Source organism: Enterococcus sp. AZ077, from assembly GCF_051714965.1.
GTDB lineage: Bacteria > Bacillota > Bacilli > Lactobacillales > Enterococcaceae > Enterococcus_B > Enterococcus_B hirae.
Genome location: NZ_JBIOSX010000001.1, coordinates 454,065 through 478,340 on the forward strand (window position 1 = coordinate 454,065; position 24,276 = coordinate 478,340).

General features: G+C 36.1%; 21 protein-coding genes and 1 tRNA gene. 16 read left to right on the plus strand and 6 right to left on the minus strand.

The window, feature by feature from the left end; all coding sequences use genetic code 11:
- Window positions 1-41 precede the first annotated feature (41 nt).
- The 5 genes from IGL28_RS02070 to IGL28_RS02090 all read left to right on the plus strand — a co-directional run bounded on the left by IGL28_RS02070 (window position 42) and on the right by IGL28_RS02090 (window position 6,110).
- Window positions 42-674, plus strand: coding sequence for a GntR family transcriptional regulator (locus IGL28_RS02070; RefSeq protein ID WP_010720062.1), 633 nt, complete (start codon window positions 42-44; stop codon window positions 672-674).
- A 199-nt stretch (window positions 675-873) separates the two neighbouring features.
- On the plus strand, window positions 874-2,067 hold the full coding sequence (locus IGL28_RS02075; protein WP_010720061.1) for a quaternary amine ABC transporter ATP-binding protein: 1,194 nt from the start codon (window positions 874-876) through the stop codon (window positions 2,065-2,067).
- Window positions 2,060-3,787: an ABC transporter permease/substrate binding protein gene (locus IGL28_RS02080; RefSeq protein ID WP_010720060.1), complete on the plus strand. Its 1,728-nt coding sequence runs from the start codon at window positions 2,060-2,062 to the stop codon at window positions 3,785-3,787. Before IGL28_RS02075 ends, IGL28_RS02080 begins: the two co-directional genes overlap by 8 nt.
- A gap of 312 nt (window positions 3,788-4,099) precedes the next feature.
- Window positions 4,100-4,627, plus strand: a complete 528-nt coding sequence (locus IGL28_RS02085; RefSeq protein ID WP_081127912.1) for a YSIRK-type signal peptide-containing protein — start codon at window positions 4,100-4,102, stop codon at window positions 4,625-4,627.
- A 679-nt stretch (window positions 4,628-5,306) separates the two neighbouring features.
- Entirely contained in the window at window positions 5,307-6,110 is an 804-nt protein-coding gene (locus IGL28_RS02090) for a polysaccharide deacetylase family protein (protein WP_202607881.1), read from the plus strand.
- Window positions 6,111-6,885: 775 nt separating this feature from the next.
- On the opposite strand, the gene IGL28_RS02095 is transcribed toward IGL28_RS02090, so the two are convergent.
- From IGL28_RS02095 to IGL28_RS02105, 3 genes are all read right to left on the minus strand, one after another.
- Window positions 6,886-7,473: an SOS response-associated peptidase gene (locus IGL28_RS02095; protein ID WP_081127708.1), complete on the minus strand. Its 588-nt coding sequence runs from the start codon at window positions 7,471-7,473 to the stop codon at window positions 6,886-6,888.
- 418 nt (window positions 7,474-7,891) lie between these two features.
- Window positions 7,892-7,964, minus strand: a tRNA-Lys gene (locus IGL28_RS02100).
- Window positions 7,965-8,212: 248 nt separating this feature from the next.
- Window positions 8,213-9,157, minus strand: a complete 945-nt coding sequence (locus IGL28_RS02105; protein WP_081127709.1) for a tocopherol cyclase family protein — start codon at window positions 9,155-9,157, stop codon at window positions 8,213-8,215.
- 314 nt (window positions 9,158-9,471) lie between these two features.
- Between IGL28_RS02105 and IGL28_RS02110 the strand changes: the two genes are divergently transcribed.
- The 9 genes from IGL28_RS02110 to IGL28_RS02150 all read left to right on the plus strand — a co-directional run bounded on the left by IGL28_RS02110 (window position 9,472) and on the right by IGL28_RS02150 (window position 18,705).
- Window positions 9,472-10,038 carry a DUF1836 domain-containing protein gene (locus IGL28_RS02110; RefSeq protein WP_010720056.1) on the plus strand — a complete coding sequence of 189 codons (567 nt, stop codon included), beginning with the start codon at window positions 9,472-9,474 and terminating at the stop codon, window positions 10,036-10,038.
- Window positions 10,028-10,885 (plus strand): DegV family protein, encoded by an 858-nt coding sequence (locus IGL28_RS02115; RefSeq protein ID WP_010738442.1) that lies wholly within the window; start codon window positions 10,028-10,030, stop codon window positions 10,883-10,885. The genes IGL28_RS02110 and IGL28_RS02115 overlap by 11 nt, the downstream gene beginning before the upstream one ends.
- Before the next feature lie 581 nt (window positions 10,886-11,466).
- Window positions 11,467-12,156 (plus strand): hypothetical protein, encoded by a 690-nt coding sequence (locus tag IGL28_RS02120; protein ID WP_081127711.1) that lies wholly within the window; start codon window positions 11,467-11,469, stop codon window positions 12,154-12,156.
- A gap of 242 nt (window positions 12,157-12,398) precedes the next feature.
- Window positions 12,399-13,103 carry a response regulator YycF gene (yycF, locus tag IGL28_RS02125; RefSeq protein ID WP_010720053.1) on the plus strand — a complete coding sequence of 235 codons (705 nt, stop codon included), beginning with the start codon at window positions 12,399-12,401 and terminating at the stop codon, window positions 13,101-13,103.
- 3 nt (window positions 13,104-13,106) lie between these two features.
- Entirely contained in the window at window positions 13,107-14,942 is a 1,836-nt protein-coding gene (walK, locus tag IGL28_RS02130; protein ID WP_081127712.1) for a cell wall metabolism sensor histidine kinase WalK, read from the plus strand.
- Entirely contained in the window at window positions 14,939-16,252 is a 1,314-nt protein-coding gene (locus tag IGL28_RS02135) for a YycH family regulatory protein (protein WP_010720051.1), read from the plus strand. Before walK ends, IGL28_RS02135 begins: the two co-directional genes overlap by 4 nt.
- Window positions 16,253-17,125, plus strand: a complete 873-nt coding sequence (locus IGL28_RS02140) for a two-component system regulatory protein YycI (RefSeq protein WP_010720050.1) — start codon at window positions 16,253-16,255, stop codon at window positions 17,123-17,125.
- Between the two features lie 50 nt (window positions 17,126-17,175).
- Window positions 17,176-17,985, plus strand: coding sequence for an MBL fold metallo-hydrolase (locus tag IGL28_RS02145; protein ID WP_010720049.1), 810 nt, complete (start codon window positions 17,176-17,178; stop codon window positions 17,983-17,985).
- Between the two features lie 240 nt (window positions 17,986-18,225).
- On the plus strand, window positions 18,226-18,705 hold the full coding sequence (locus tag IGL28_RS02150; protein ID WP_081127714.1) for a hypothetical protein: 480 nt from the start codon (window positions 18,226-18,228) through the stop codon (window positions 18,703-18,705).
- Between the two features lie 505 nt (window positions 18,706-19,210).
- Here the strand turns inward: IGL28_RS02150 and bacL2 are convergent.
- Both bacL2 and IGL28_RS02160 read right to left on the minus strand, forming a co-directional pair.
- The gene (gene bacL2, locus IGL28_RS02155) at window positions 19,211-19,819 is read right to left on the minus strand and encodes a BacL2 family protein (protein WP_034699527.1); all 609 of its coding nucleotides are present in this window, start codon (window positions 19,817-19,819) and stop codon (window positions 19,211-19,213) included.
- A gap of 923 nt (window positions 19,820-20,742) precedes the next feature.
- Window positions 20,743-21,414 carry a CPBP family intramembrane glutamic endopeptidase gene (locus tag IGL28_RS02160; protein WP_081127715.1) on the minus strand — a complete coding sequence of 224 codons (672 nt, stop codon included), beginning with the start codon at window positions 21,412-21,414 and terminating at the stop codon, window positions 20,743-20,745.
- Window positions 21,415-21,652: 238 nt separating this feature from the next.
- Here IGL28_RS02160 and groES point away from each other — a divergent pair, with 238 nt between their 5' ends.
- Together groES and groL are read left to right on the plus strand one after the other, a co-directional pair.
- Complete coding sequence (gene groES, locus IGL28_RS02165; RefSeq protein ID WP_010738436.1) at window positions 21,653-21,937, plus strand: co-chaperone GroES; 285 nt, start codon at window positions 21,653-21,655, stop codon at window positions 21,935-21,937.
- A gap of 39 nt (window positions 21,938-21,976) precedes the next feature.
- The gene (groL, locus tag IGL28_RS02170; protein WP_010720044.1) at window positions 21,977-23,602 is read left to right on the plus strand and encodes a chaperonin GroEL; all 1,626 of its coding nucleotides are present in this window, start codon (window positions 21,977-21,979) and stop codon (window positions 23,600-23,602) included.
- Between the two features lie 117 nt (window positions 23,603-23,719).
- On the opposite strand, the gene IGL28_RS02175 is transcribed toward groL, so the two are convergent.
- The gene (locus IGL28_RS02175) at window positions 23,720-24,064 is read right to left on the minus strand and encodes a hypothetical protein (RefSeq protein ID WP_081127717.1); all 345 of its coding nucleotides are present in this window, start codon (window positions 24,062-24,064) and stop codon (window positions 23,720-23,722) included.
- Between the last annotated feature and the right edge of the window lie 212 nt (window positions 24,065-24,276).

A 24,276-nucleotide genomic window follows, 5' to 3' on the forward strand; every position in this document is an offset into this window, starting at 1 on the left:
TAGTAAGATGTAACTGAAAAAGAGAAGGAAGAGGAGAATAAATGGCAGGAAAGAAAAAAATTGTTCGTCCAAGATACCAACAAATCGCAGTTGATCTGGCTGAACGAATCGTGGAAAACCGTTATCAGGTGGGGGAGAAGATCCATGCGAGATCCACTTTAGCAAGTACATATAATGCTTCTCCTGAAACTACAAGAAAAGCAATCAATGTGCTAGTTGATCTAGGGATCATGGAGGTTCGCCATGGCAGTGGGGCATTCGTTGCCTCAAAAGAGAAAGCCAAAGATTTTTTATTGCAATACCAAGATGTTCAATCGATCCAAGAAACAAAAGCCGAAATTATGGCAAGTGTAGAAAAGCAACAAGAAGAATTGGATCATTTTTCACAATTATTAGATCAATTAGTCAGTCAAACGAAACGGATACATAAGATGAATCCTTTATTGCCATTTGAATTAACGTTGACGAAAGAAGCGACCCATCTTGACCGCTCCATCAGCGAGTTGAATATTTGGCAAGCAACAGGAGCGACAGTGATTGCGATTTCCCATAAAGAAGAGTTGCTCGTTTCACCTGGACCGTATGCCAAATTCACAGCGGGTGACACTGTACATTTCATTGGAAACGAATTTACCTTACAAAGAATGACTAATTTCTTCTATCCAGAAAACTAGTCCTTTAATTATTTTTTATCATCAAATTTTAATCTTGAATAAGCCTAACCGCTAGGGCTTTATTCAAGTTTTTTTTATTTTGGAAGCAAACAAAAAAGTCTCCTTTTTGACAAAGTGACTACACGATGTTAGTATAGTGTGGTCACTTTTTTCAGAAAGTAAAATGAATTTACATAAACATAAAAAAGGAGAAATTTGTTTGGTAAAGGTAGAAGTAAAAAATTTAACAAAAATATTTGGTAAAAAGACACAAGTAGCTTTAGAAATGATGAAGAATCATCAACCGAAGACAGATATATTGAAAAAAACCGGCGCAACGGTCGGTGTGTACGATGCTAGCTTTGATGTTCAAGAAGGCGAAATATTCGTTATCATGGGTCTTTCCGGTAGTGGGAAATCAACCTTGATTCGATTATTGAATCGTTTGATCGAACCAACAGCAGGAAACATCTATATCGATGGAGAAGACATCTCAAAATTGAGTAAAGAAGAACTTCGTGAAGTTCGTCGTCACAAGATCAATATGGTTTTCCAAAACTTTGGGTTATTTCCACATCGTACGATCTTAGAAAATACGGAATATGGTTTAGAAGTTCGAGGAGTTCCGAAAGAAGAACGCCAACAAAAAGCAGAACAAGCACTTGAAAACTCAAGTTTGCTTTCATTTAAAGATCAATATCCAAATCAATTATCTGGTGGGATGCAACAACGTGTAGGGCTAGCTCGAGCATTAGCCAACGATCCAGAGATTTTATTGATGGATGAAGCTTTTTCTGCTCTTGATCCGTTGATTCGCCGTGAAATGCAAGATGAACTACTCGAATTACAATCAAATGTCCAAAAAACAATCATTTTCATCACCCATGATCTAAACGAAGCGTTGCGAATCGGTGACCGTATTGCATTGATGAAAGATGGTGAAATCATGCAAATCGGCACAGGAGAAGAAATCTTAACAAATCCTGCTAACGATTATGTTCGAGAATTTGTGGAGGAAGTGGACCGCTCCAAAGTCTTAACAGCTCAAAATATCATGGTTCCAGCATTGACTACCAATATTGAATCAGATGGTCCGAATGTTGCATTGACTCGAATGCGCAACGAAGAAGTAAGTATGTTGATGGCAGTCGATAGAAAACGAAACTTAAAAGGAATCATTACAGCTGATCAAGCGCTAGAAGCCAGACGCCAAAAACGGCCGTTGATTGATTTCTTAGATGAAAATGTCACTGTCATTGGGAAAGACATGATTGTCAGTGATATCTTCAATATTATTTATGATTCACCTACGCCACTAGCAGTCGTTGACAACGGTAAACTTAAAGGGGTTGTCATTCGAGGAAGTGTGATTGAAGCATTAGCAGAATCAGGTGAGGTGAATGAACATGAATAATTTATTAAACTATCAATTACCCGTAGCAGATTGGGTTGAAAAATTGACAGAATGGTTTACGACTACGTTTGCAGGATTATTTGCTTTTCTACAAACGATCGGGCAAGCAGTGATGTCTGGGATCACTAATTTATTATTAGTTATTCCAGCACCAGTGTTCATCCTTTTATTAACAGTCGTTGCATTCTTTATCTCTAAGAAACGTCCAGGACTGACCTTGTTTACGTTGATTGGTCTATGGTTTATTTACAATCAAGGGTTATGGTCTGATTTGATGAATACTGTGACACTTGTCTTATTATCTAGTATGATCTCCATCATTATTGGTGTACCATTAGGAATCTTAATGGCAAAAAGCAGCAAAGCGCAAAGTATCATCAAACCGATCCTTGACTTTATGCAAACTATGCCAGGATTTGTTTACTTGATCCCAGCAGTCGCATTCTTTGGGATTGGGATGGTTCCAGGGGTATTCGCTTCGGTTATTTTTGCGTTACCACCAACTGTTCGTTTCACAAATCTAGGTATTCGCCAAGTACCAAAAGAATTGGTGGAAGCATCTGATTCATTTGGTAGTACCAGTTGGCAAAAACTGTTCAAGTTAGAATTACCATTGGCTAAAAGTACGATCATGGCGGGGATCAACCAAACCACCATGTTGTCACTTTCAATGGTCGTGATTGCTTCAATGATCGGAGCGCCAGGATTAGGTCGTGGCGTCTTGTCAGCATTACAACGTGCGCAAGTCGGAAATGGATTTGTTAACGGGGTAGCTTTAGTTATCTTGGCGATCATCATTGACCGTTTTACGCAACATTTGAATCAACCAAATAATAAAAAAGCGACAGGTGCGAACAAACAAAAAAGTAAAAAACGCCAAGGAATCATTATTGGAGCTGTAGTGGTTGTGATTTTAGGTGCCATTGGCTTAGGTAGTTTAGCTAATAACAAAGAAACGAAAAAAATCAATCTTTCATATGTAGAATGGGATACTGAAGTAGCTTCAACGAATGTAGTTGCTGAAGTACTTAAAGGAATGGGCTATGATGTGTCGATCACACCATTAGATAATTCCATCATGTGGGAATCTGTTTCTAAAGGAGAATCAGATGGGATGGTAGCTGCTTGGTTACCAAAAACCCATGGTTCCCAATATGCACAGTACAAAGACCAAATAAATGATCTAGGTGCTAATTTAACCGGTGCTAAAGTTGGCTTAGCTGTTCCAAGCTATATGGATGTCAACTCAATTGAAGAATTAACCAATCAAGCAGGTAAGAAAATCACCGGTATTGAACCTGGTGCCGGAGTCGTCAATGCTGCTGAAAATACAATCAAGCAATATGACAACTTAAAAGATTGGACCGTAGAAACTTCTTCTTCAGGTGCGATGACAGTGGCATTAGGTCAAGCCATCAAAAAGAAAGAACCAATCGTTATTACTGGTTGGACTCCACATTGGATGTTTGCTAAATATGACTTGAAGTATCTTGAAGATCCTAAAAAAGCCATGGGAAGTGCTGAAGAAATCCATACGATCGTCCGCAAAGGATTAAAAGAAGACCAACCAGAAGCATATAAGGTCTTAGATAATTTCCACTGGTCAGAAAAAGATATGGAAAAAGTCATGTTAGAAATCAATAACGGAAAAGATCCACAACAAGCAGCGCAAGACTGGATCAAAGAAAATCAAAAAACAGTCGATAGCTGGAAAGAATAATGTTTAGGTAACTGATCACGAAAAGTTCGATCAAACTCTAGTAAATCATAATGAAGCGTTCTGAAAATAGTCTTTACTATTTTTGGAACGCTTCATTTTTTGTTAGTATTCAGAACTTTTTTATGTAACTCACTGTTGATGGGAAAAATACATAAGCCATGGTACTAAGGGAATGTAAAAGAGGCTATTATTGTTTGCTATTTTTATTTTATGATAGAAAATAGAAGATTTTCTTAAAAAATATAATAATTAAGTTCTTTATCTCTCGCTATAATTTCTTTAACTAAATGTACATTTAAGGAGAAAAATAAAGTGGACAAACAAAAATTTGGCGATAAGAAGATAAAATATGCACTAAGAAAATTCTCACAAGGTGTCTTTTCTGTGGCTATAGGATCGGTATTGCTATATGGAATACCGGTAGTTCCGAGTGTTAATGCGGATACCTTGCTTACAGAACATAAACGATTGATTGAAAAACCGAATGAACAGGAAAAATTACTACAGGTCGAATTTATCCCCATATTAAAAACTAATTTAAGTACAGTAGAACAAGAAAAAATCAGTAAAGAGCTCCCTAAAGCAGTTTTAACTAAAAATCAAAAATATTATTTAGTTTATGAAAAAAATAATCAAAGTGTCTTGCCGAAAACAGGTGATACGGGTTCTTCACTGATTTATATCTATATTGGTTCGGGTATGTTGCTAGCTAGCTGGATTTTATTATCTAAGAAAGCAAAAAAATCTAAATTTTTATTTAGTGTTTTATTATTGAATGCTTTCACTGGTACGAACGTATTAGGTTTATCTATGATAGGTCACCCCTCGGTAGAACATTAGCACCAAACATTTGAAGTTCCCATTGGTAGTAGACTCCCACAAATTGATCCCAATATTCATGAGTATACTTTCTAAGGATACGTGCATACAGAAGAAATCCCAAATAATCATGTACCAACGAATTCATTAACAAGTACGAATGTTGTGACAACTTCAAAAAATGAAATGGACAATCAAGCGCAATCAATGAAAAAGATTTGTTCAAACCAATTACCGTCAATTGAAACAGTCTACGGACGATTCATTCTTCTAATGAATTCGAGATACTATTCCAAGATGCTTTGAATAAAGATTTAACACTAGCGAAACAAAACAGAAAAATGCATTATATGGATGATTTAAAAGCGCAAGTAATGAAATCTTATCATTTAGCAACACATGACTTTGAAAAATCAATCTTTCAATAAAAAAACAAGAATCAATTACATTTTTGATTTTTTTTGTGATTCTTTATTTAAAAAATTTTTTCTAGTTCATAGAGACTTTTTGAGTGAAAAAATGGTGTAAATTCCAATTTTTTTATAAAGGCATAAACGAAATTATTTTTAGACAAAATGTCAAAACTGTTAATTCATTATAAAAAGGAAAAGATGATAAATTAAAAGAAAAAGTGAGGAAATCAGTTTGGTATATTGAAATCAATCATAAAAACCGATAGTAGAAAGGTGACCAAAAGATATTGAAACAAAAATTTTTGATTGCGGGAATTTGTTTTTTTACAGGTGTCTTATTGGTGGAAGTTATTTCACTGCGGGCTTTACATTTAACAAAAACCACCGTAACGCAACAAACAATTACCTCATCACAGACAATAGAGACATCGAAAGAACAGGAGCTTAAGCCTTCTACAGCAACAACTAATACGGAAACTAAAGCACAAAAAACGATTGCACTCAGTTTTGACGACGGACCAAATGGAACAACGACACCAAAACTCTTAAAAATTTTGAAAGACCAACAGATACATGGCACGTTTTTTGCGTTGGGCCAAAATATTCAGCTATACCCTGAAGTTGTGAAACAAGCAGTCATGGACGGTAATGAAGTTGGAAATCACTCATATGATCACCAAGATCTCACGAGACTCTCTCTGGAATCAGTTGAGAGTGAGCTCAAAAAAACGGACGAAGAAATTAAAAAGGTGACAGGTAAAACAGCTGCGTTCGTACGTCCACCATACGGGAGCACATCAAATAGAGTCGCTCAACTAATTAAACGCCCCATCATTTTATGGTCAGTTGATTCAGAAGATTGGAAAACTAGAAATTCGGAAATGATTGTACAACGTGTTCAAAATACCGTTCATAATGGGGCTATCCTGTTATTCCATGATATCTATTCGGAAACAATCAATGCGATGCCTCAAATTATTGAATATTTAAAAGGACAAGGGTATCAATTTAAAACAGTTGGAGAATTACTTGGCTATCCAACTGCAGTAGAATGCTATTACGGTAAAGATGATCACAGAAAGGTTCCATAATGCAAGGAAAGTATCAGTTAGTTCCTTGCGTAAGTGGAAACGGGTGTTAGGCGAGGAGATACTATAGCAAAAACAGCCTATTTAAATTTTTATGATTCATCAGCTTGATACTAAAAAAATAGGAAAATTTGTACAGCGCTCTGTTTTTTAGAGTAGCAATCGAAAGCTAAATGATAAGTTGAAGTTGAAACAAAAGTGTTTAGCATCAAGAAATAAGAAGGAACTTCCTGAAATTTCTTCTCCAATTTTTTGAAGATGCTACTTTTGTTTCAGTCTCCATACTTGGAAATTTAAAAATGATCTCTAAAACGATCATTTATGAAAAAATTTTTGAGAAAACATGATATCTTCCCACTAATGGGAAATCAATTACTATGAGGGTTCATTAAAGCAAACTGATCAGGTGAAGATTGTCTTGTATGATCAAGATTACCAAGAAATCAGTCGTCAAATGGTGCCGATATCAGTAGAGCAAAACTTTGATATCAAAGGACAATCAGTTGATGGGAATCCAAATAAATTTTGATACAATTCAAAGATCAACAGCTAACGATCAGCGAAAATTATCTACCAGGTCAGTCAGTAGTGATGAATGATCAATTGAAAAATAAACTGTATTTCAGTATCTCAGTAATGGGTCCTCAAGGAGAAAATCTTTTTAGTATGTCGTGGATTAGTAATCAGTCAAAAAATCTCAAAACATCTTTTTCGTGTTTTGAGATTTTTTGCTTGAGGTGAGTATTTGGGAAAGACTCTAGTACACTTTCAATTTTGATTAGTCTACGTCATGCCGAATTAACTCAGGCATATTCGCTGTCAATTGACTTCTTGCAAAATCTAAATCATTAAGCCAGTCTTTAATCTGTTCTTTTGCTAGGATTAAGGGCATGCGATCATGAACGGGAAGCACTGATTGACTTGGTTGAGTGGTCAAAATGATTGATTCGGTTTCAAATCCAGCTTCATTTTTATGGATCCGATAAAAACCACCGACATAAAGGACGGACGTTTGACTGTCAGTGAACATTACTTTGTGTTTGTCAGAATCCCATTCATAAAAACCCGACATTGGGAAAACACAACGAGTCTCTTTGAAAGGGTGAGAGAATGTCTTTTTTTCTTCGACTGTTTCTGCTCGAGCATTGATCATTAGCTGTCCTTTTTTAAAACCGGTAAAGCCCCAACGAGTGATACCTGGCACAACAGCGGATTCTTGATTAAGACCTAACGTTACTACATGGTTCGATGGAAAAATTTCATTTTTTCCGATGTGGATTTGCTGACTTTCTGCCTGTGGCTTTACTTGTTCATAATACTTTTTCAGTTCATCGGATGCTAAATCAAAAAAATAACGTCCACACATAATTTTTTCCTCCAATCACTAGTTGATAAAACGATCCAATAGTTAGTTAATGGTTGGCAAAAGCCTGTCTCATCAACTAAATAGGATCCCAAGGTGTACGAACTTCTCTGGTAATACGTCAAAAGGGCTAGACTTACTTTGTTTCATTGAAACTTTAATTAGATTGTAACGATAAATGCTCTATTAATAAAGTAAACGCTATCATTTGGTTACGATGAAGAGATCTGTTAGAGGAAGCAATGTGGTTTAATTAATTGACGATTTGGCGGAGTTCATTCATTCGTAGTTTTTTCCAAAACAATACTAAGTGATCAATCAAAAGAATATATCCGAAAAACAAAAAATGTCATCACGTACACTCTTTTCGAAACTACCGAAGTAGCCAAGAATGTACTGATGACGTGGGTTTGGCACCCAATGGGCCGTGAGGGGCTCGAACCCGCGACCCGCTGATTAAGAGTCAGCTGCTCTACCAACTGAGCTAACGGCCCAATAAATTTATGAAATATTTACTGAATATTACTTAATAATAGTAGCACTGTGGATTTTAAAATGCAAGACTAGCTTAAAAAAAATCATAAAAAACTTTACGTCTTTATAGAAATTCATTCATAGTTTATTCACAAATGCTCAGTATGATATAACCATACCAACCAACAAAAGTTCTTGCAAAAGAACGAACCCTAACACTTTTTCATTTTTACTCCTTCCCGCCATTTTTAATGGCGGGTCTCCTATTTTAGTAGGTAAAACCATGCAAATGATCCACTTCCTCAAATCCTGCTGCGATCCCTTTTTGTTCCAAAAGCGTTTCATTATTTTTTTGTAACGTTACATAGATTTCTGTACTGGCTTTTTCACGAATCACTCGATTCATCAATCCTTTGTGAGGCGCCATTAATGGATGTCCGTCTTTTTGCAGGACTGCCAGTGTTAATTTAAGCTGTTGTTGTTTGATCGTGATAACTAAATAGTCTTTTTCTTGGACGATCGATAAAATTTTAGCTCCGTAGTAAGTAGCAAAGCGATATTCTTCGCTCTGGATCTGCAACACTGCGATGATTCCCAAAAAACGTCCACCAAGAAATGGAATTTCTGCTGCAGAAAAGAAAAAACGTGCATCGGACGTCTCAAATTGATTACACTGGGCCCATACATAAGTTGCAGGAAAAGAAGAGCCCCAATCTTTTTCTACATAACCAATCCCCTGATCAAAATCAATGGGTTGATCATTCCAGACTAATTCTCCCTGTAGTGAATGTTTCATGCTTAATATCCCATGGTAACATTCCATAAAAGCGAAATAAGAAAAAGGACCCATGATACTAGGAGCATAGTAGGTCCGATGGATAGGTGTAAAATCGCCATAATCAATCGTTCCATGAATCGACAGATTGTCATTGGTTAACGAAAGAGAAATACCCTTTTCACTAAAGATATTTTCACCAATTTTTATGAAAAAATGTTCTTTTTCGATAAAGAGTTGCGCACTATCAAAATAAAAAATCTCGGAATGTTCATGACTGATTACTTGTATAAAGGGAGACTTTTCGCCATTTTCCGCAATCGAATAGCCAGGAATGAAAGCATAAACGTTATTTCCGATTTGATGTTTAAAATACCATCCTTCAAAAAAAGGGTGGGTTTTGTTTTCTCCTTGAAAAAATTTATCTGTTGGAATCATCTTTATTTCCCTCCATTCACTCTTATTCAGTGTACCATGCCGAATGGACTGAAGGTTTCAAATAAGCTTAGAAGTAAGCAAGTTACTATCCGTAGGGCTTAAGGAATCAGAAAAGTAAGAAAAAATAGCAAACAAAGAACCAAGGTATCTGTTTAAGTAGTGAAAGATTGTTTTATTTTAGGTATTCGCAAGTAAAATTGTTTTATTTTCTCGAGAAATTTAATATAATTGAATTACCTAGTTAAAAAAACTAGATTGGATGTTTTTAATAACTCTAATAAGATGTTTGTGAAAACAACAAAGGAGAACAAGTAATGGAAAAAATGCGACAACAATTAATTGAATGGGGAAAAGAACTGGAAAATTATCATTTACCTCAGTGGGATGAACTTCCTGATTTAGAACTTTATATGGATCAGGTCAGAACGTTAGTTGATCGTTATCTTTCTCCTGTTATCCGAGGTGAGAAACATCCATTGTTGACCTCTTCAATGGTAAATAATTATGTGAAATTAGGGCTAGTTCCAGCGCCCATCAAAAAACGATACAACAAAGAGCATGTTGCGTTTTTAATTGCAATTACATCATTGAAGCAAGTTCTAACGATTCCGGAAATTAAAGAAGGAATCCTCTTTCAAGGGAAAACGGTTGGTATCCGTGAAGCCTACAATCTATTTTGTCACGAACAAGAAAAAGCCATCAAAATGGTTAGCCAATTGGCTCAAGGAGAAGTCTATCCACAGATATTGGAGCAAGAGATACCCGTAGAATATATCGCAGTTCGATCGGCGACCTTATCATTTGCGATGAAATTGTTGGCAGAAAAAACGATTAGTCTAGAAACTGAGTATTTAATTGAGGAGAAAAAAAATGAAAAATAAAGTGGCGATTTTAGTAGACTCTGGGACAGACGTTCCACAAGAGCTAATTGAAAAATATCAAATGTATGTGATTCCATTAAAGATTATTTATAAAGATCGAGTATATACTGATAAAGTTGATATTACTCCGGAGGAAATCTATCAAAGATTACCTCAAGAGATTCCAGGAACATCTTTACCTGATGGCGAAACAATTACCAAAATTTTTGAACAGATCAAACAGGACGGCTATGAAAAAATCTTAGCAGTAACAATCTCAAGTGGATTAAGTGGTACGTATAACATCGTTCGGTTGATTGCCCAACAACAAGAAGAATTGGAAGCGTATGTACTAGATACTAAGAACATTGGGATCGGAGCAGGCTTTTCAGCAATTCAAGCAGCTAAATGGTTAGAAGAAGGAATGGAATGGTCATTATTGATTGAAAGACTCAATGAATTAGTCAAACAGACCAAAGTATTCTTTAACGTGGCAACCCTTGAATATTTACAAAAAGGGGGAAGGATTGGGTTAGTTGCTTCTATATTAGGAACGGCTTTAAAATTAAATCCAATCATTTCTTGTAATGATGAAGGCATTTACTATACAGTGGGCAAAGCAAGAGGTCGTAAAAAAAGTCTAGATCGAACTGTTTCCTATGTGAAAGAACGAGTTGGAACAGCTAAAGTCTTTAACTTAGCCGTTGCGCATGGAGACGCCAAAGAAGAAGCAACTGAGATGATGGCTAGATTGAAAGAAGAATTTCCACAAGCGCAACAAATCTATTTTGGTCAAATATCCCCTGCACTTGTTGTTCATACAGGTCCTGGTTTGTTAGGCGTCGGGGTTCAAGTATTAGAAAAGTAATCAGAAAAATAGCTATTCAACAAAGTCAAACAGCTTAAAATAGCAAAGAAGAGGTTGAAATAAAAGTGTTTAGCATCGAGAAATAAGAAGGGATTTTCGAAAATTGAAACGAAACATAAATACTAGTGTTTGCTGTTAATTGTTATCTACTTGGCACTTCCCAAATTAGTGGTTAATTTCGGCTTATTTTTCGAAGATGTTGGTTTCACCATTTATTTGTTTTTCTAGATACTAGAAGAGGTTGAGACAAAAGTGTTTAGCATCAAGAAATAAGAAGGAATTTCCGAAAATTGATTCTCAAATTTTTGGTAAATTTCGGCTTATTTCCGAAGGTGCTGCTTTTGTCTCACCGTTTATTCGTTTTTAGAGATACTAGAAGAGACTGAGGCAAGTTTTGCCTTAGTCTCTTTTTGATCGTTTTTGATCGTTTAGCTAAGAATGACTCTGAGCGATAGGAAAGATAAAAATCAACATTTTACAACTTAAACAAAAAAAGATAAATATTATATAGCTTAAGTAGCGATGTATTTGGCAGCGTAAAATGTTATAATACGAACTATTAATAAAAAGAGGTGGTATAAATGAAAAAAGTAGGATTTGTAATGGTTATTTCAGCTTTTCTTCTTGTTGGTTGTGGCACAAAAGGAAATAAAGCAGAAGAATCAAAGGCTGCTTCATCCAGTGAAACTCAAACAATGACTAACTCTTCAAGTTCAGCCAAACAAGCATCATCACAAACCCAATCTACTACGACTAACTCCCAGTCTGTCGCGAAAAATACGAATACTACGCAAAATGAAACAACGAGCGCATCAACGACAATCAGCAGCACCACCGAAACAATGGTCACTCCCGATCCGCTAAGTGGCTATACAAACGACCAAATTGAATATGCCCGTGTCTGGTTAGCAGTTATGGGTACACATTACAAAACCGATTTAGCCAGTGGGAATTTTAAACTTCATGTGTCACATTCAGCTGCTGGAGCAGCAGTCAATCCTTATGATAGCACGAGTTTGACTTTTCCAACTGAAACGGGCACTCTTTCAGGAGAATATGGTTATCAAAGTTTAGTTGTTTATTCAAGCAATCATAACGGTACGATCACTTGTTATCCTGTTCCGAGTCATTTTCAAGGTGATCCAAGAGATCAAGCAGCAGTGAAAAAGCAGGAACAAGAAATCCTTGATCAAGCAACGATTGTTTCGATCCCGACTGGCAATCCTGAAGATGTCAAAGAATTAATTGCGGTACAAGTTGTAGATAACTGATGAATACCGTCGTTTTCTATAAAAAATAAAATAGCCCTATCAATCAGTAAAACGAATCGAAAAAATGCTATTTTTTGATTCGTTTATTTTTTGTCACCAAAAACAAATAAAGGATAAACAAAATGAGGATTCAAGTGAGAAGTGTATGTTTTCTGTAAGGCTTTTTTTACAAAGATGAAACATCTTGGAAAATACGTTATAATGGGAGAGTATGACAATAATAAAAAAGAGGTGGCTCTTTAATGAAAAAGATTTTAGTTGTCGATGACGAAAAGCCGATTTCGGATATCGTCAAATTCAATTTAGCCAAGGAAGGCTATGATGTTTATACTGCATATGACGGGGAAGAAGCCTTAGAAAAAGTCACTGAGGTGGAACCTGATTTGATCTTGCTAGATTTGATGTTACCAAAAATGGATGGCTTAGAAGTCGCGCGTGAAGTACGGAAAACCTACGACATGCCGATCATTATGGTGACTGCAAAAGATTCTGAAATCGATAAGGTATTAGGACTGGAATTAGGTGCTGATGATTACGTGACGAAGCCTTTTTCTAATCGTGAACTAGTGGCTCGAGTGAAAGCCAATCTTCGTCGTGGCGCAACTGCTACCAAAGAAGTAGAAGAAATTGCCCCTTCTGAACTCGTGATTGGTGACCTGACGATTCATCCGGATGCTTATATGGTAACGAAACGAGGCGAAACAATTGAATTAACGCATCGTGAATTTGAATTGCTTTTTTACTTAGCAAAACACATCGGACAAGTGATGACACGAGAGCATTTGCTGCAAACCGTGTGGGGCTATGATTACTTTGGTGATGTGCGAACTGTAGATGTAACCGTGAGACGTCTACGCGAAAAAATTGAAGATAATCCAAGTCATCCTAATTATTTAGTGACACGGCGAGGTGTTGGTTACTATTTACGTAACCAGGAACAGGAGTAATTGATGAAAGGAAAAGTGCGCTTTTTTCGATCAGTCAATTTCAAAATTGCGATCACGTTTATTTTGATCTTACTGATTTCGATTGAGATTATTGGTGCCTACTTTATCCGAGGGTTAGAGCGTTCAACAATCAATACATTTATCAAAGATATGAATCAAACAGTTGAATCTTTAGCGACCACGATCAGTCCCGAATTAAATCGTAAAGACAACGCAGACATTGAAGAAGTCAATGCCAATATCAAACGATTCATTGAAAACAATGCCTCGAGTGACATTTTAGAGATTAGAGTTATTGATGAAAAAGGGATTATACGTGGGACAACGGATGTTAGTGATCAAAGCTCAATCGGTAAGAAAAACGATTATGTAGATATCAATGATTTCACAACAAAAAGGTATGTCGCATTAGATAGTGACGATAAGCGAGTGAATATCAATATTCAACCGATCCTGTCCCCGACCGGCGATGCCGTTATCGGGGCTCTTTACGTCAAAAGTAATATTGAGCAAAAATATTCTGAAATCAATAATACTGCGATTATATTCTTCACAGCTTCGTTGATCGCAGCCCTGATCTCCATGGTCGTATCAGTCTTAGTCGCACGGTCGATCACTCAGCCAATTGGCGAGATGCGAGAGCAAGCGATTAGGATTGCTCGGGGAGATTATAGTCGTAAAGTTAAAGTCCATGGACAAGATGAATTAGGGCAACTGGCGGATACATTCAACCAGCTGGCTGAAAGAATCGAAGAAGCTCAAGACACGATGGAAGCGGAAAGGAATCGGTTAGATAGCGTCCTGTCACATATGACAGATGGTGTCATTGCGACCGATCGAAGAGGTAAAGTCATTACGATCAACGATATGGCTGTTTCTTTATTGGATGTCAAAAATGAAGATGCAATCGGTCAGTCGATTTTGACTTTGTTAGATATTGAAGAAGAATATACATTACGTAAACTGCTAGAAGACCCAAATGAAATGGTACTTGATCGTTCAACTGGATTAATGGAAAGCGACCAAATGATTTTACGAGTAGATTTCTCCATGATCCGCAGAGAATCAGGTTTTATTAGTGGATTGGTAGCCGTATTGCATGATGTAACAGAACAAGAAAAAACAGAAAGAGAACGTTGTGAATTTGTCTCGAACGTGTCTCATGAACTTCGCACACCGTTGACAAGTATGCGTAGTTATATTGAAGCTTTAAGTGAGGGAGCTTGGAAAGATGAAGAAGTTGCTCCTAATTTCCTAAAAGTAACGTTAGATGAAACAGATCGAATGATCCGCATGATCAATGACCTGTTGAATCTTTCGCGAATGGATACAGGAAATACACAATTACAGTTAGAGTACGTCAATTTTAATGAATTAGTCAATTTTGTTCTTGACCGCTTTGATATGATGGTGGGTAACCAAGAAAAGAACTATACGATTAAACGGGAATTTACCCAAAGAGATCTTTGGGTAGAGATTGATACCGATAAAGTAATCCAAGTGATTGATAATATTATGAATAATGCGATCAAATATTCTCCAGACGGTGGAATGATCACATGTCGTTTGTTGGAAACACACAATAATGTGATTTTAAGTATTACTGACCAAGGACTTGGGATTCCTAAAAAAGATTTGAATCGGGTATTTGAAAGGTTTTACCGCGTGGATAAAGCGCGTGCGAGAGCCCAAGGTGGAACGGGGTTAGGATTGGCTATCTCTAGAGAAGTAGTCAAAGCCCACCGTGGCGCAATCTGGGCAGAGAGTAAAGAAGGAAAAGGATCAACCTTCTATATCTCGTTGCCATATGAACCATATGAGGAGGAATGGTGGGAATGAAAATTTCTGAAAAAGTTATTCGAATAGGATTACTCCTAATGATTGCTTTAAGTATCTACCTCTCATATGCCATTTGGCTAAGTCCAGCAGGTAAAACCTCGGTTAATTTTGACGAATCCAATTCACAGATGATCGATTCACAAAACTACCGAAAAGCATCTGAAGTTTTTCTTCCATTACATGTGACTTGGTTGCATTCAGGACAAATAAAGGAAACAAATAGTGAAAATCTTGTTTCTCGCCTCCAAACAGTCATCGAGGGCGCTCGATTTGGCAGAGTAACAGAAATCGTCAATGGCGATAAAGAGAAATTTGACAAGCTAAAAACTATTCAAGAAGGCATTGAGCTTACTTATAATGCGCCGCTGCTACTTAGTGAGTATAAAGAAGCCTTTCATCTAAGTTTGGATTTTTCAGCGCTTCCTAATCGGACAGATTCTATTTACTTTATGCGTATCCAGTTTGATAAAAATGAGAACAAAGTGCGATTCCTTGATTTTGAGACGGATTCCATTTACGAATCGAATCTTTCAGTTGATTGGAAAGAGTTGGAAAAAGAATTAAAGGCAACCGATAGTACGTGGACAGAGATGGAAAAAACGCCTTCGATTGTTGAGACACAATATGAAACGAAAGATAAAATCAAATTAAAAAAATATAGTTATATCCTGTCACAACAACCATATACTTTGTTTAGAAATGCCTTTTTCCAAAAACCAGATGAGGTCAAAACAAATAATGAGAGCAATGAACTGCTTTTTTATGATGGAAATGAGACGATGAGGATTCATTCAGAAACACAAATCGTTGATTTTCGGGGAGAAATCGGACAAGACAACGTCACAGCGAATATTTTCTCACAAAGTTTTCCATATATTAGTAAATTAGGCAATTCATTAGGAAATATGCGTTATTTTGATCGAGAGAACAATCAGATCGATTATCGAATATTTGTAGAAGGATTTCCTGTATTTGGTTCAGACAGTAAAGGGAAAGTTGAGATTGAAATTGGAGCGGATCAAGTAGATTCACAAGTGAAGATCCAAACCAGCTTGAATACGATCCAAGTACCGATTCCATCTGATGAAGAAGTTGAATTGCCACAAACAGAAAAAGTCATCCAGAGTCTTTTGGATAAAGGGGCAGACAAAGAAAAAATCGAGTCGTTGATTGTTGGCTACACGTGGCAAAATATCAAGGAAACGAATCGAGTCGTCGATTTATTACCTGAGTGGTATGTAAAATACCAAGGTCAATGGTACGCTGTCAATGATTTGCTTGGACGATTACCTGAAACGGAGGCGAATTAAATGGATTTCAAAAAAATTGAATGGATTTTTTTCGTTGCTTTTTTAGGGTTAAATGTTTTTTTATTTAGAAGTTATCAAGAAACGATCAGCCAAGAAAATAATGTGATCCGATCAGGACAAACCGAATCCATTCAACAACGACTTTCTAGTGATGACATTTCTTATACTGGTAAAATCTCTTCAGAAAGTAGACAAGGGTATTATTTAAGTGCGGAGGAAACGGACCTTAGTAAGGAACTGGACAGTCAACGTCATGGGACAAGTAAAAAAGGACTGTTGAGTAGTGGGATTGTTTTCAATGACAATGTTTTAACAAAAACTTTATCTGAGACAGAATCAGAAAATAGTATTTTTGATCCTGATAAAATGGGAAGTTCAGTGAATAGCTTTTTAAACAAAAAAAACAATGTACTCTTTGGTAGCGATTATGTTTATATGAAGAATTTTTCTGATCTAGACAGCGCAACGCCGGAAGTACAAGCGAGTCAGAAATATGATGGTCTACCTTTTTATGATGATACAGCAAAAATTGTGTTTTCACTGAATAAGCAAGATAAAAGTTATGCTGTCACGAAGTACACGCAGACACATTTATCCGATATTGAACAATTACGGGAAAAAACAGAATTACACACAGAAGAAGATGCAATCAAAACATTGTATGTAAATAATAAGATTTCTCGAGGTTCAAAAATCCTTTGGAGGCAGCTTGCTTACTCTTGTATTTTGAAAGTGCGAGAAAAGAATGTGTATGTTCCAGTCTGGTATGTGGCGATAGAAACGCCTGATAAATCGATCCAAGTAGAGTCGGTCAATGCATTTAGTAATACGATTGTAACAAATAATACGATTCCAAAGGTGGAAGATCATTAAAAAAGTAGTATAATGAAAAAAGTTTACAAAGTAAGAAGGGAAGTAGTCAAATGGCTGAAGAAAAACCAGCTTTTAAAATCAGTATCCTAGCCAGTGGAAGCTCTGGAAATTCACTTTATATCGAAAGTGATAAAAAAAGGCTCTTGGTAGATGCTGGTCTCAGCGGGAAAAAAATTACTTCTTTGTTGGCACAAATTGATCGGACACCTGACCAATTAGACGGGATTTTAGTCACTCACGAACATCGTGATCATATTCATGGAGTAGGGGTACTTGCAAGGAAATATCATTTAGATGTGTTTGCCAATGAAAAAACATGGGAAGCAATGTCTCCATTAATTGGGAATGTTCCTATTGAACAAAAGCATTTGTTTGAAATGGGGAAGGTGCAAACATTTGGGGATCTAGATATTGAAAGCTTTGGCGTTTCTCACGATGCTGCAGCTCCGCAATTTTATCGTTTCCATAAAGAAAACCGTTCATTTGTGATGTTAACTGATACAGGTTATTGCAGTGATCATATGCGAGGAATCATCAAAAATGCAGATGGCTATTTGATGGAAAGTAACCATGATTTAGAGATGTTGCGGATGGGACCTTATCCTTGGAATTTAAAGCAACGGATCTTAGGTGATCGGGGGCACTTATCCAATGAAGATGGCGCCTTAGTCATGACAGATGTCATTGGTGATCGTACCAAACGTATCTACCTTGGTCACTTGAGTAAAGAAAACAATCTAAAAGAACTAGCTCACTTGACGATGGAGAATGTCCTAAAAGAAAAAGATCTAGGTGTCGGTTATGAATTTGATATTTATGATACCGATCCCTCAGAAGCAACGGAGTTATTTTCGATTTAGCCGTAGTCAACTATATAACCCAAAAAACGCTCAAACAACTTGTTTTGAGTGTTTTTTTGTTCATTTAAAGCAGAGAGGATTTTTGTCTCATTCAGTTACGTTTTATTAACAACGGGGTGTACTTTCAATAAGGCTATAATAGTTTAAATTTTAGATAAGATATATTGTTCATTGGTTATTGATAGTGATTTTTTATTATATTTAATTAAATATAAATGTTTGTTTAATAGAGGTGTGTTTATGAAAAATAGTTATTTTATTATTTTAGGGTTGTTATTGTTGGCGGGATGTTCAAACCCAGGAGTTGATCGTACCTCTTCCAGCACGGATCAGACTTCCACGCAGATCACCAAGACTTCTACGGAAAATGCACAAAATAGTACTACCAAGGAAAAAGAGAATCAACCTATTAGTAATGTAGAATCGACGGGAAATAATCCTGCAGAGGATTCAAATGTGCAAGAAATAAAGGATTCTTCAACTACTACTGAAACGACTGCTAATGAAAGCGAGAAAACAGATGAATACTATCGTTTAATCAAGCAGGCGTGGCAAGAACAATCTGAATATATCAACTCGTTAACAGATCCTAAGGTGAAACAATCTGTTCAAACACCGTCTGCTGCCGCAAACGCCAAAGCTAGCCAATTGGAATTGGACAATCCAGCAGATACTCAGTTGATCCAAACTAGTTTAAAACAAGTGCTGAATGGTCAATAATAAATAAGGAAAAATAGTTGTGATTAACAGGATCCTTTCTGAAAAAATTAGCCGAAGGAGATTGAGACAAGTTTTGTCCCAGTCCCTTCGGCATTTTTTGACAAATGCTAAAACAGCTATTCAAAGATCAAGTATAGTTAGACCGTAAATGAAAAATATAATAGAGAAGACTAGGCAAGAGGGACATTGCTCAAAACAGACAGATACAAAGTGAAACTAGCTTCCCATTATTATTGTATTAGTGAAAAGATTGAAAATTTTTATTACGCCTAATAGGTGTATCACTTACTTTTACATAATCAAAAAGTTGAAACCAGCTAAAAATTTTTAGAAAAATGATTAGAACATATCAAATGTTTCGCTGTTTTGCACTCTCCATTTGGGATAACGATAACACTCAAAGTAGGAAACATAGTCAGATGTGATCCACATTGACGATAGACATACCATTGAAATGCTTTGCTATTTTTCAAAGTAGATGATTAGGGAAAGAAAAACATAGTGATTAGGCAATATATTTCAAGAAGGATTCTTTGATTCGTTGACATTTTTTTCTGGTTTTTGCATCGTAAGTCTTACTGATTCCTAAAAGGAGACAAATTTCTTTACAAGAATAACCGTGATAAAGCAGTTCGATGAAGGTACCTCTAAAAAAGTCCTGTTTTTTAAAATTTTCTATTAGAAGTTTTTCCTCGATCGAACGTTCTGCACTTTTAACTGTGCAATTTTTAGAATGATGTAGCGATTCGATGTTTTCCCATCTTGTCACGTCATAAGTAATCCCATCTTTATTGAAGACCTTACTTCCGGATTTTTTATATTGTTTCCAAGTCTTCTTTTCAGCAATATAAATCCTTCGCAACGTAACATTTTTAAACGTGGAGCCTGAGATACTCTTGAAATCTTCAATGCCTTCCCAAATTGCTAAACAAAGGTTACTGTAGAAGTCTTCAAAAGGAATAAATACTCCGTTAGATTGTGCTTTAAATACAAAACGATGCGCACAAGATTTTATATAAGGGTCTAAATCTAAAATGATTAAATCTAAGATATCTTTATCATTCGTCAGATAATATTTCTTCAATAAGTCATCAATCATTTGCCAGATATTCATTTCGCAACACACTACCTTTATTTTTTGAAAGATACGTTCCTAAAAATGTTATTTTGTGACATATAAAATAACTTTTTGTAAAAGTTAAATAAATGATAGTCTGATAGATATATAATAAAAACAGCAGTTTTTTAATAAAAAATTTTATTTTTGTTTTATTCTTTATAAAATCGTGAATGACAGCAGTCAGTCTGATATAAAGGAGATGTCTTTCTTTAAATGATTTTTCTAAGAGATGGTGCATTCGTAAGTAGTAATGATTGATAAAATTAATTAAAGTATGTAATGAATTAGCAAGTTCCTCATTTAATAACAAAAACAAAACAATATTAATTGTTTTAAAATCACTTTTGTATTTATCTTTTTATAAATAAAGTGTTTTTTAATCGTATTTTTGTTAGGCTGTTTTTTTCTCATACTGCGTATTTTTGTAAAACGAAAGCAAAGACACTTTAGTTGGAAGAGAAGGGGAACGAGTTGGTTTAGTGCAAAGTTGATAACTCTTGTGGGCGCCCATAAGACGATGTGGTTAAATTTTTCCATGAACCAATCTAATTCAATGTTTATAGTTAGATCTAGATGAACATGATTTTAATAGGATCTGAAAATAATCCAAATGGCAATGACTGCTATTTTCTGTCGTATTTAAAATAAGGGTGCTATTAGAAAAGACTATCAAAGTGTTTTGAGAAGGTTAACAGAGGAAATGGCGAGTGTCACGATAAATGGAAACTGTTAGTAGCTAGCGGATAAAACATAATGAATAGCTCTAAATAAATCGATCTTTTTCATGACTACGAAGGAAAAATTTGTTAAGAGAATGAGCTAGGATCGGAAAGAACACAAAAAAAGACCAGCGACTAAGAGTTGCTGGTCAGTGGATGGTATAAGAAGAGTCTTTTGATAAGGGGTTGTTTAGTAGCTTATGAAGCAGCAATCCAGCCCTTTTGAACGGCGATTTGTACAACTACCACTAATGTATTCATTCCTACATGTGTGATCATCGAGGTCCAGATTCTTCCTGTTACTTTGTATTGTAGACTAAAGAAAAAACCTAAGAAAAAGTAGATCAGTAAGTGACCATCATTATGAGCAAAAGCAAACAATAAGGAACTAACGATTGCCCCGATCCAAAAGTTTGTATATTTGCCAACGATACCTAAGATGCTGCGGCGAAAGACGAATTCTTCCATGACTGGACCAGCAACTGTGGTAGCTATTAAAAAGGCTGGAGCTTCAAGAATCATTTGAATAATATTTTGTGTATTCTCAGAAGGAGCGCTGTTACCAAATAAAAGAGTTTCCAACGTCACTGCAAGCGCCTGTAAGATCAAAGCAATGAAAATCCCAACAAACCCATATAAGATGATTTTTGGCGTCGAAGCACTAGGAATGGCTGCTTCTAGTGGTAGTGGTTCATTTTGCTTGAAATAAAAGAAAGCTAAAACAATTGCTCCTATGATATAGGCAATCGTCGTTGCTGTAATCACACCAGTAACAGTATGGATGATTCCGATAGATGAAAGGATCAATGGGGAAAGAAAAATGAGTCCATAGCAAAAGATACTAGCGAAACTATATTTTTTTAATGACATAAAATACCTCCTTAAAGATAGGCAGAAGTAGACTGCAAGAATAGAAATTAATTATAACATAGATCAATTTAGAGGCTATTACTAAGGGACTTCTAACGGTTACGGATAAAATTAGTGTACTTTCATTTAAAAAGCTTGCAAAAAAATCAAAGTATGAGTATTATTAAAAATGTAGGTTAGCACTCGATGTGTAAGAGTGCTAACGAATCCAAAAAAAGAGTTATCGGAGGGATTTATCGTGTTAAAACCATTAGGTGATCGCGTCATTATCGAAGTCGCAAAAGAAGAAGAAACAACTGTTGGAGGAATTGTTTTAGCTTCATCCGCTAAAGAAAAACCACAAACAGGAACAGTTGTTGCAGTCGGTGAAGGCCGTTTATTGGAAAACGGAGAAAAAGTTCCTGCTGCTGTAAAAGCGGGCGACCAAGTGATGTTTGAAAAATATGCCGGTACAGAAGTAAAATTTGAAGGAAAAGAATATTTGATCGTTGCAGGAAAAGATATCATGGCGATCGTTGAATAAATAAAAAAGTACGAAAAAAATTTGATGAGGTGAATAGACATGGCAAAAGAATTGAAATTTGCAGAAGATGCACGCGCAGCAATGCTACGTGGAGTTGATAAATTAGCTGATACAGTAAAAGTAACATTAGGTCCAAAAGGTCGTAATGTTGTATTAGAAAAATCATACGGTTCACCATTGATTACTAATGATGGCGTAACGATTGCAAAAGAAATCGAATTGGAAGATCACTTTGAAAACATGGGTGCAAAATTAGTTTCTGAAGTGGCTTCTAAAACCAATGATATCGCAGGTGACGGAACAACAACCGCTACTGTGTTAACCCAAGCAATTGTTCGTGAAGGATTAAAAAACGTAACAGCTGGGGCAAATCCTTTAGGTATTCGTCGTGGAATTGAATTGGCAACAAAAGCAGCAGTTGAAGAATTACACAACATTTCAACAGTCGTAGATTCTAAAGAAGCAATTGCTCAAGTTGCAGCTGTTTCTTCTGGTTCAGAAAAAGTGGGACATTTGATTGCTGATGCAATGGAAAAAGTCGGCAATGATGGTGTTATTACTATTGAAGAATCAAAAGGAATCGAAACCGAATTAGATGTTGTTGAAGGTATGCAATTTGATCGTGGTTACTTGTCACAATACATGGTGACTGACAATGACAAAATGGAAGCTGTTTTAGAAAATCCATACATTTTGATCACAGATAAGAAGATTTCTAATATCCAAGACATCTTGCCTTTATTAGAACAAATCTTACAACAATCTCGTCCGCTATTGATCATCGCTGACGATGTGGATGGAGAAGCTTTACCAACATTAGTCTTGAACAAAATCCGTGGGACATTTAACGTTGTTGCAGTGAAAGCACCTGGTTTCGGTGATCGTCGTAAAGCAATGCTTGAAGATATCGCTATCCTAACAGGCGGAACAGTGATTACGGACGACTTAGGATTAGAATTGAAGGATGCAACAATCGAAAACCTAGGAAATGCTTCAAAAGTTGTGGTAGACAAAGATAACACAACAATCGTTGAAGGCTCTGGCGATAAAACAGCCATTGAAGCACGTGTTCAATTGATCAAAAATCAAATTGCTGAAACAACATCAGATTTTGACCGTGAAAAATTACAAGAACGCTTAGCAAAACTTGCTGGTGGGGTTGCAGTGGTCAAAGTTGGTGCAGCAACTGAAACAGAATTAAAAGAATTGAAATTACGAATTGAAGATGCATTGAATGCAACTCGTGCTGCCGTTGAAGAAGGTATGGTTTCAGGTGGTGGTACAGCATTAGTGAATGTCATCAGCAAAGTTTCAGCAGTTGAAGCTCAAGGGGACGTTGCAACAGGTGTGAAAATCGTTGTTCGTGCCTTAGAAGAACCAATTCGTCAAATCGCAGAAAATGCGGGATATGAAGGTTCAGTCATCGTTGATAAATTGAAAAATGTTGAATTAGGAACAGGTTTCAATGCTGCAACAGGCGAATGGGTAAATATGGTTGAAGCAGGGATTGTTGATCCAACCAAAGTTACTCGTTCAGCATTACAAAATGCTGCATCTGTTTCAGCTCTATTATTAACAACTGAAGCAGTAGTTGCTGACAAACCAGAACCAGCAGCACCTGCAGCGCCAGCAATGGATCCATCAATGATGGGCGGCATGATGTAGTAATTAAGAAAGAACCCTGATATAAAAGGGTTCTTTCTTCTTTTTTTTTGTTTTAAGTAAAAGGGGCAAAAAATTAAGGGATATTTAGTTAATCAATCATTCGATGCGGATAGTTGCTTATGATCTAGAACTACCTCTATTGCTAGAATGATCAATAGAGGGGAAGCTATTGGAACATAATGAGCTATAAATTCTTTTCTTTTCTTCCTCTATCTTATCCATACTTTTTAGGTTCTTATGCAACAAAGACTTTTCTTTTTTCTTTCTTATTTCCAATGACACTAGAGAAGGTTCTCTGCTGTTTTTTAGGTTAGACATTTGTTTTTCGTTTTTCTGTGTTCTTTTCATTGTGCTTGATTTAATCAGACGTTGAAATATGATCTTTATTGTAGTCTTTATTAGTCTCAGCACCCCTCTCACTCCTCTTTTTAGTATACCTGCTTTTTTCGTCTTTTTATACAATTGAAAAACTCCTCTCAATTAATGGTTTAAATGTATAGTAGCAGAGTTTGAATGAGGAACCTGAACTTATTTTTCTAGATAATTAAAATAAAGTTCTGCTTTAAAAATTCAAAGACAAGTTTAAAGATTCGCAGACAAAAGTATGTATCGTATTGCTCGTTTTTTTAGAAGGTGAAGCAAAGATCTTGCTATGAGACGCGTTTCATAAGCTA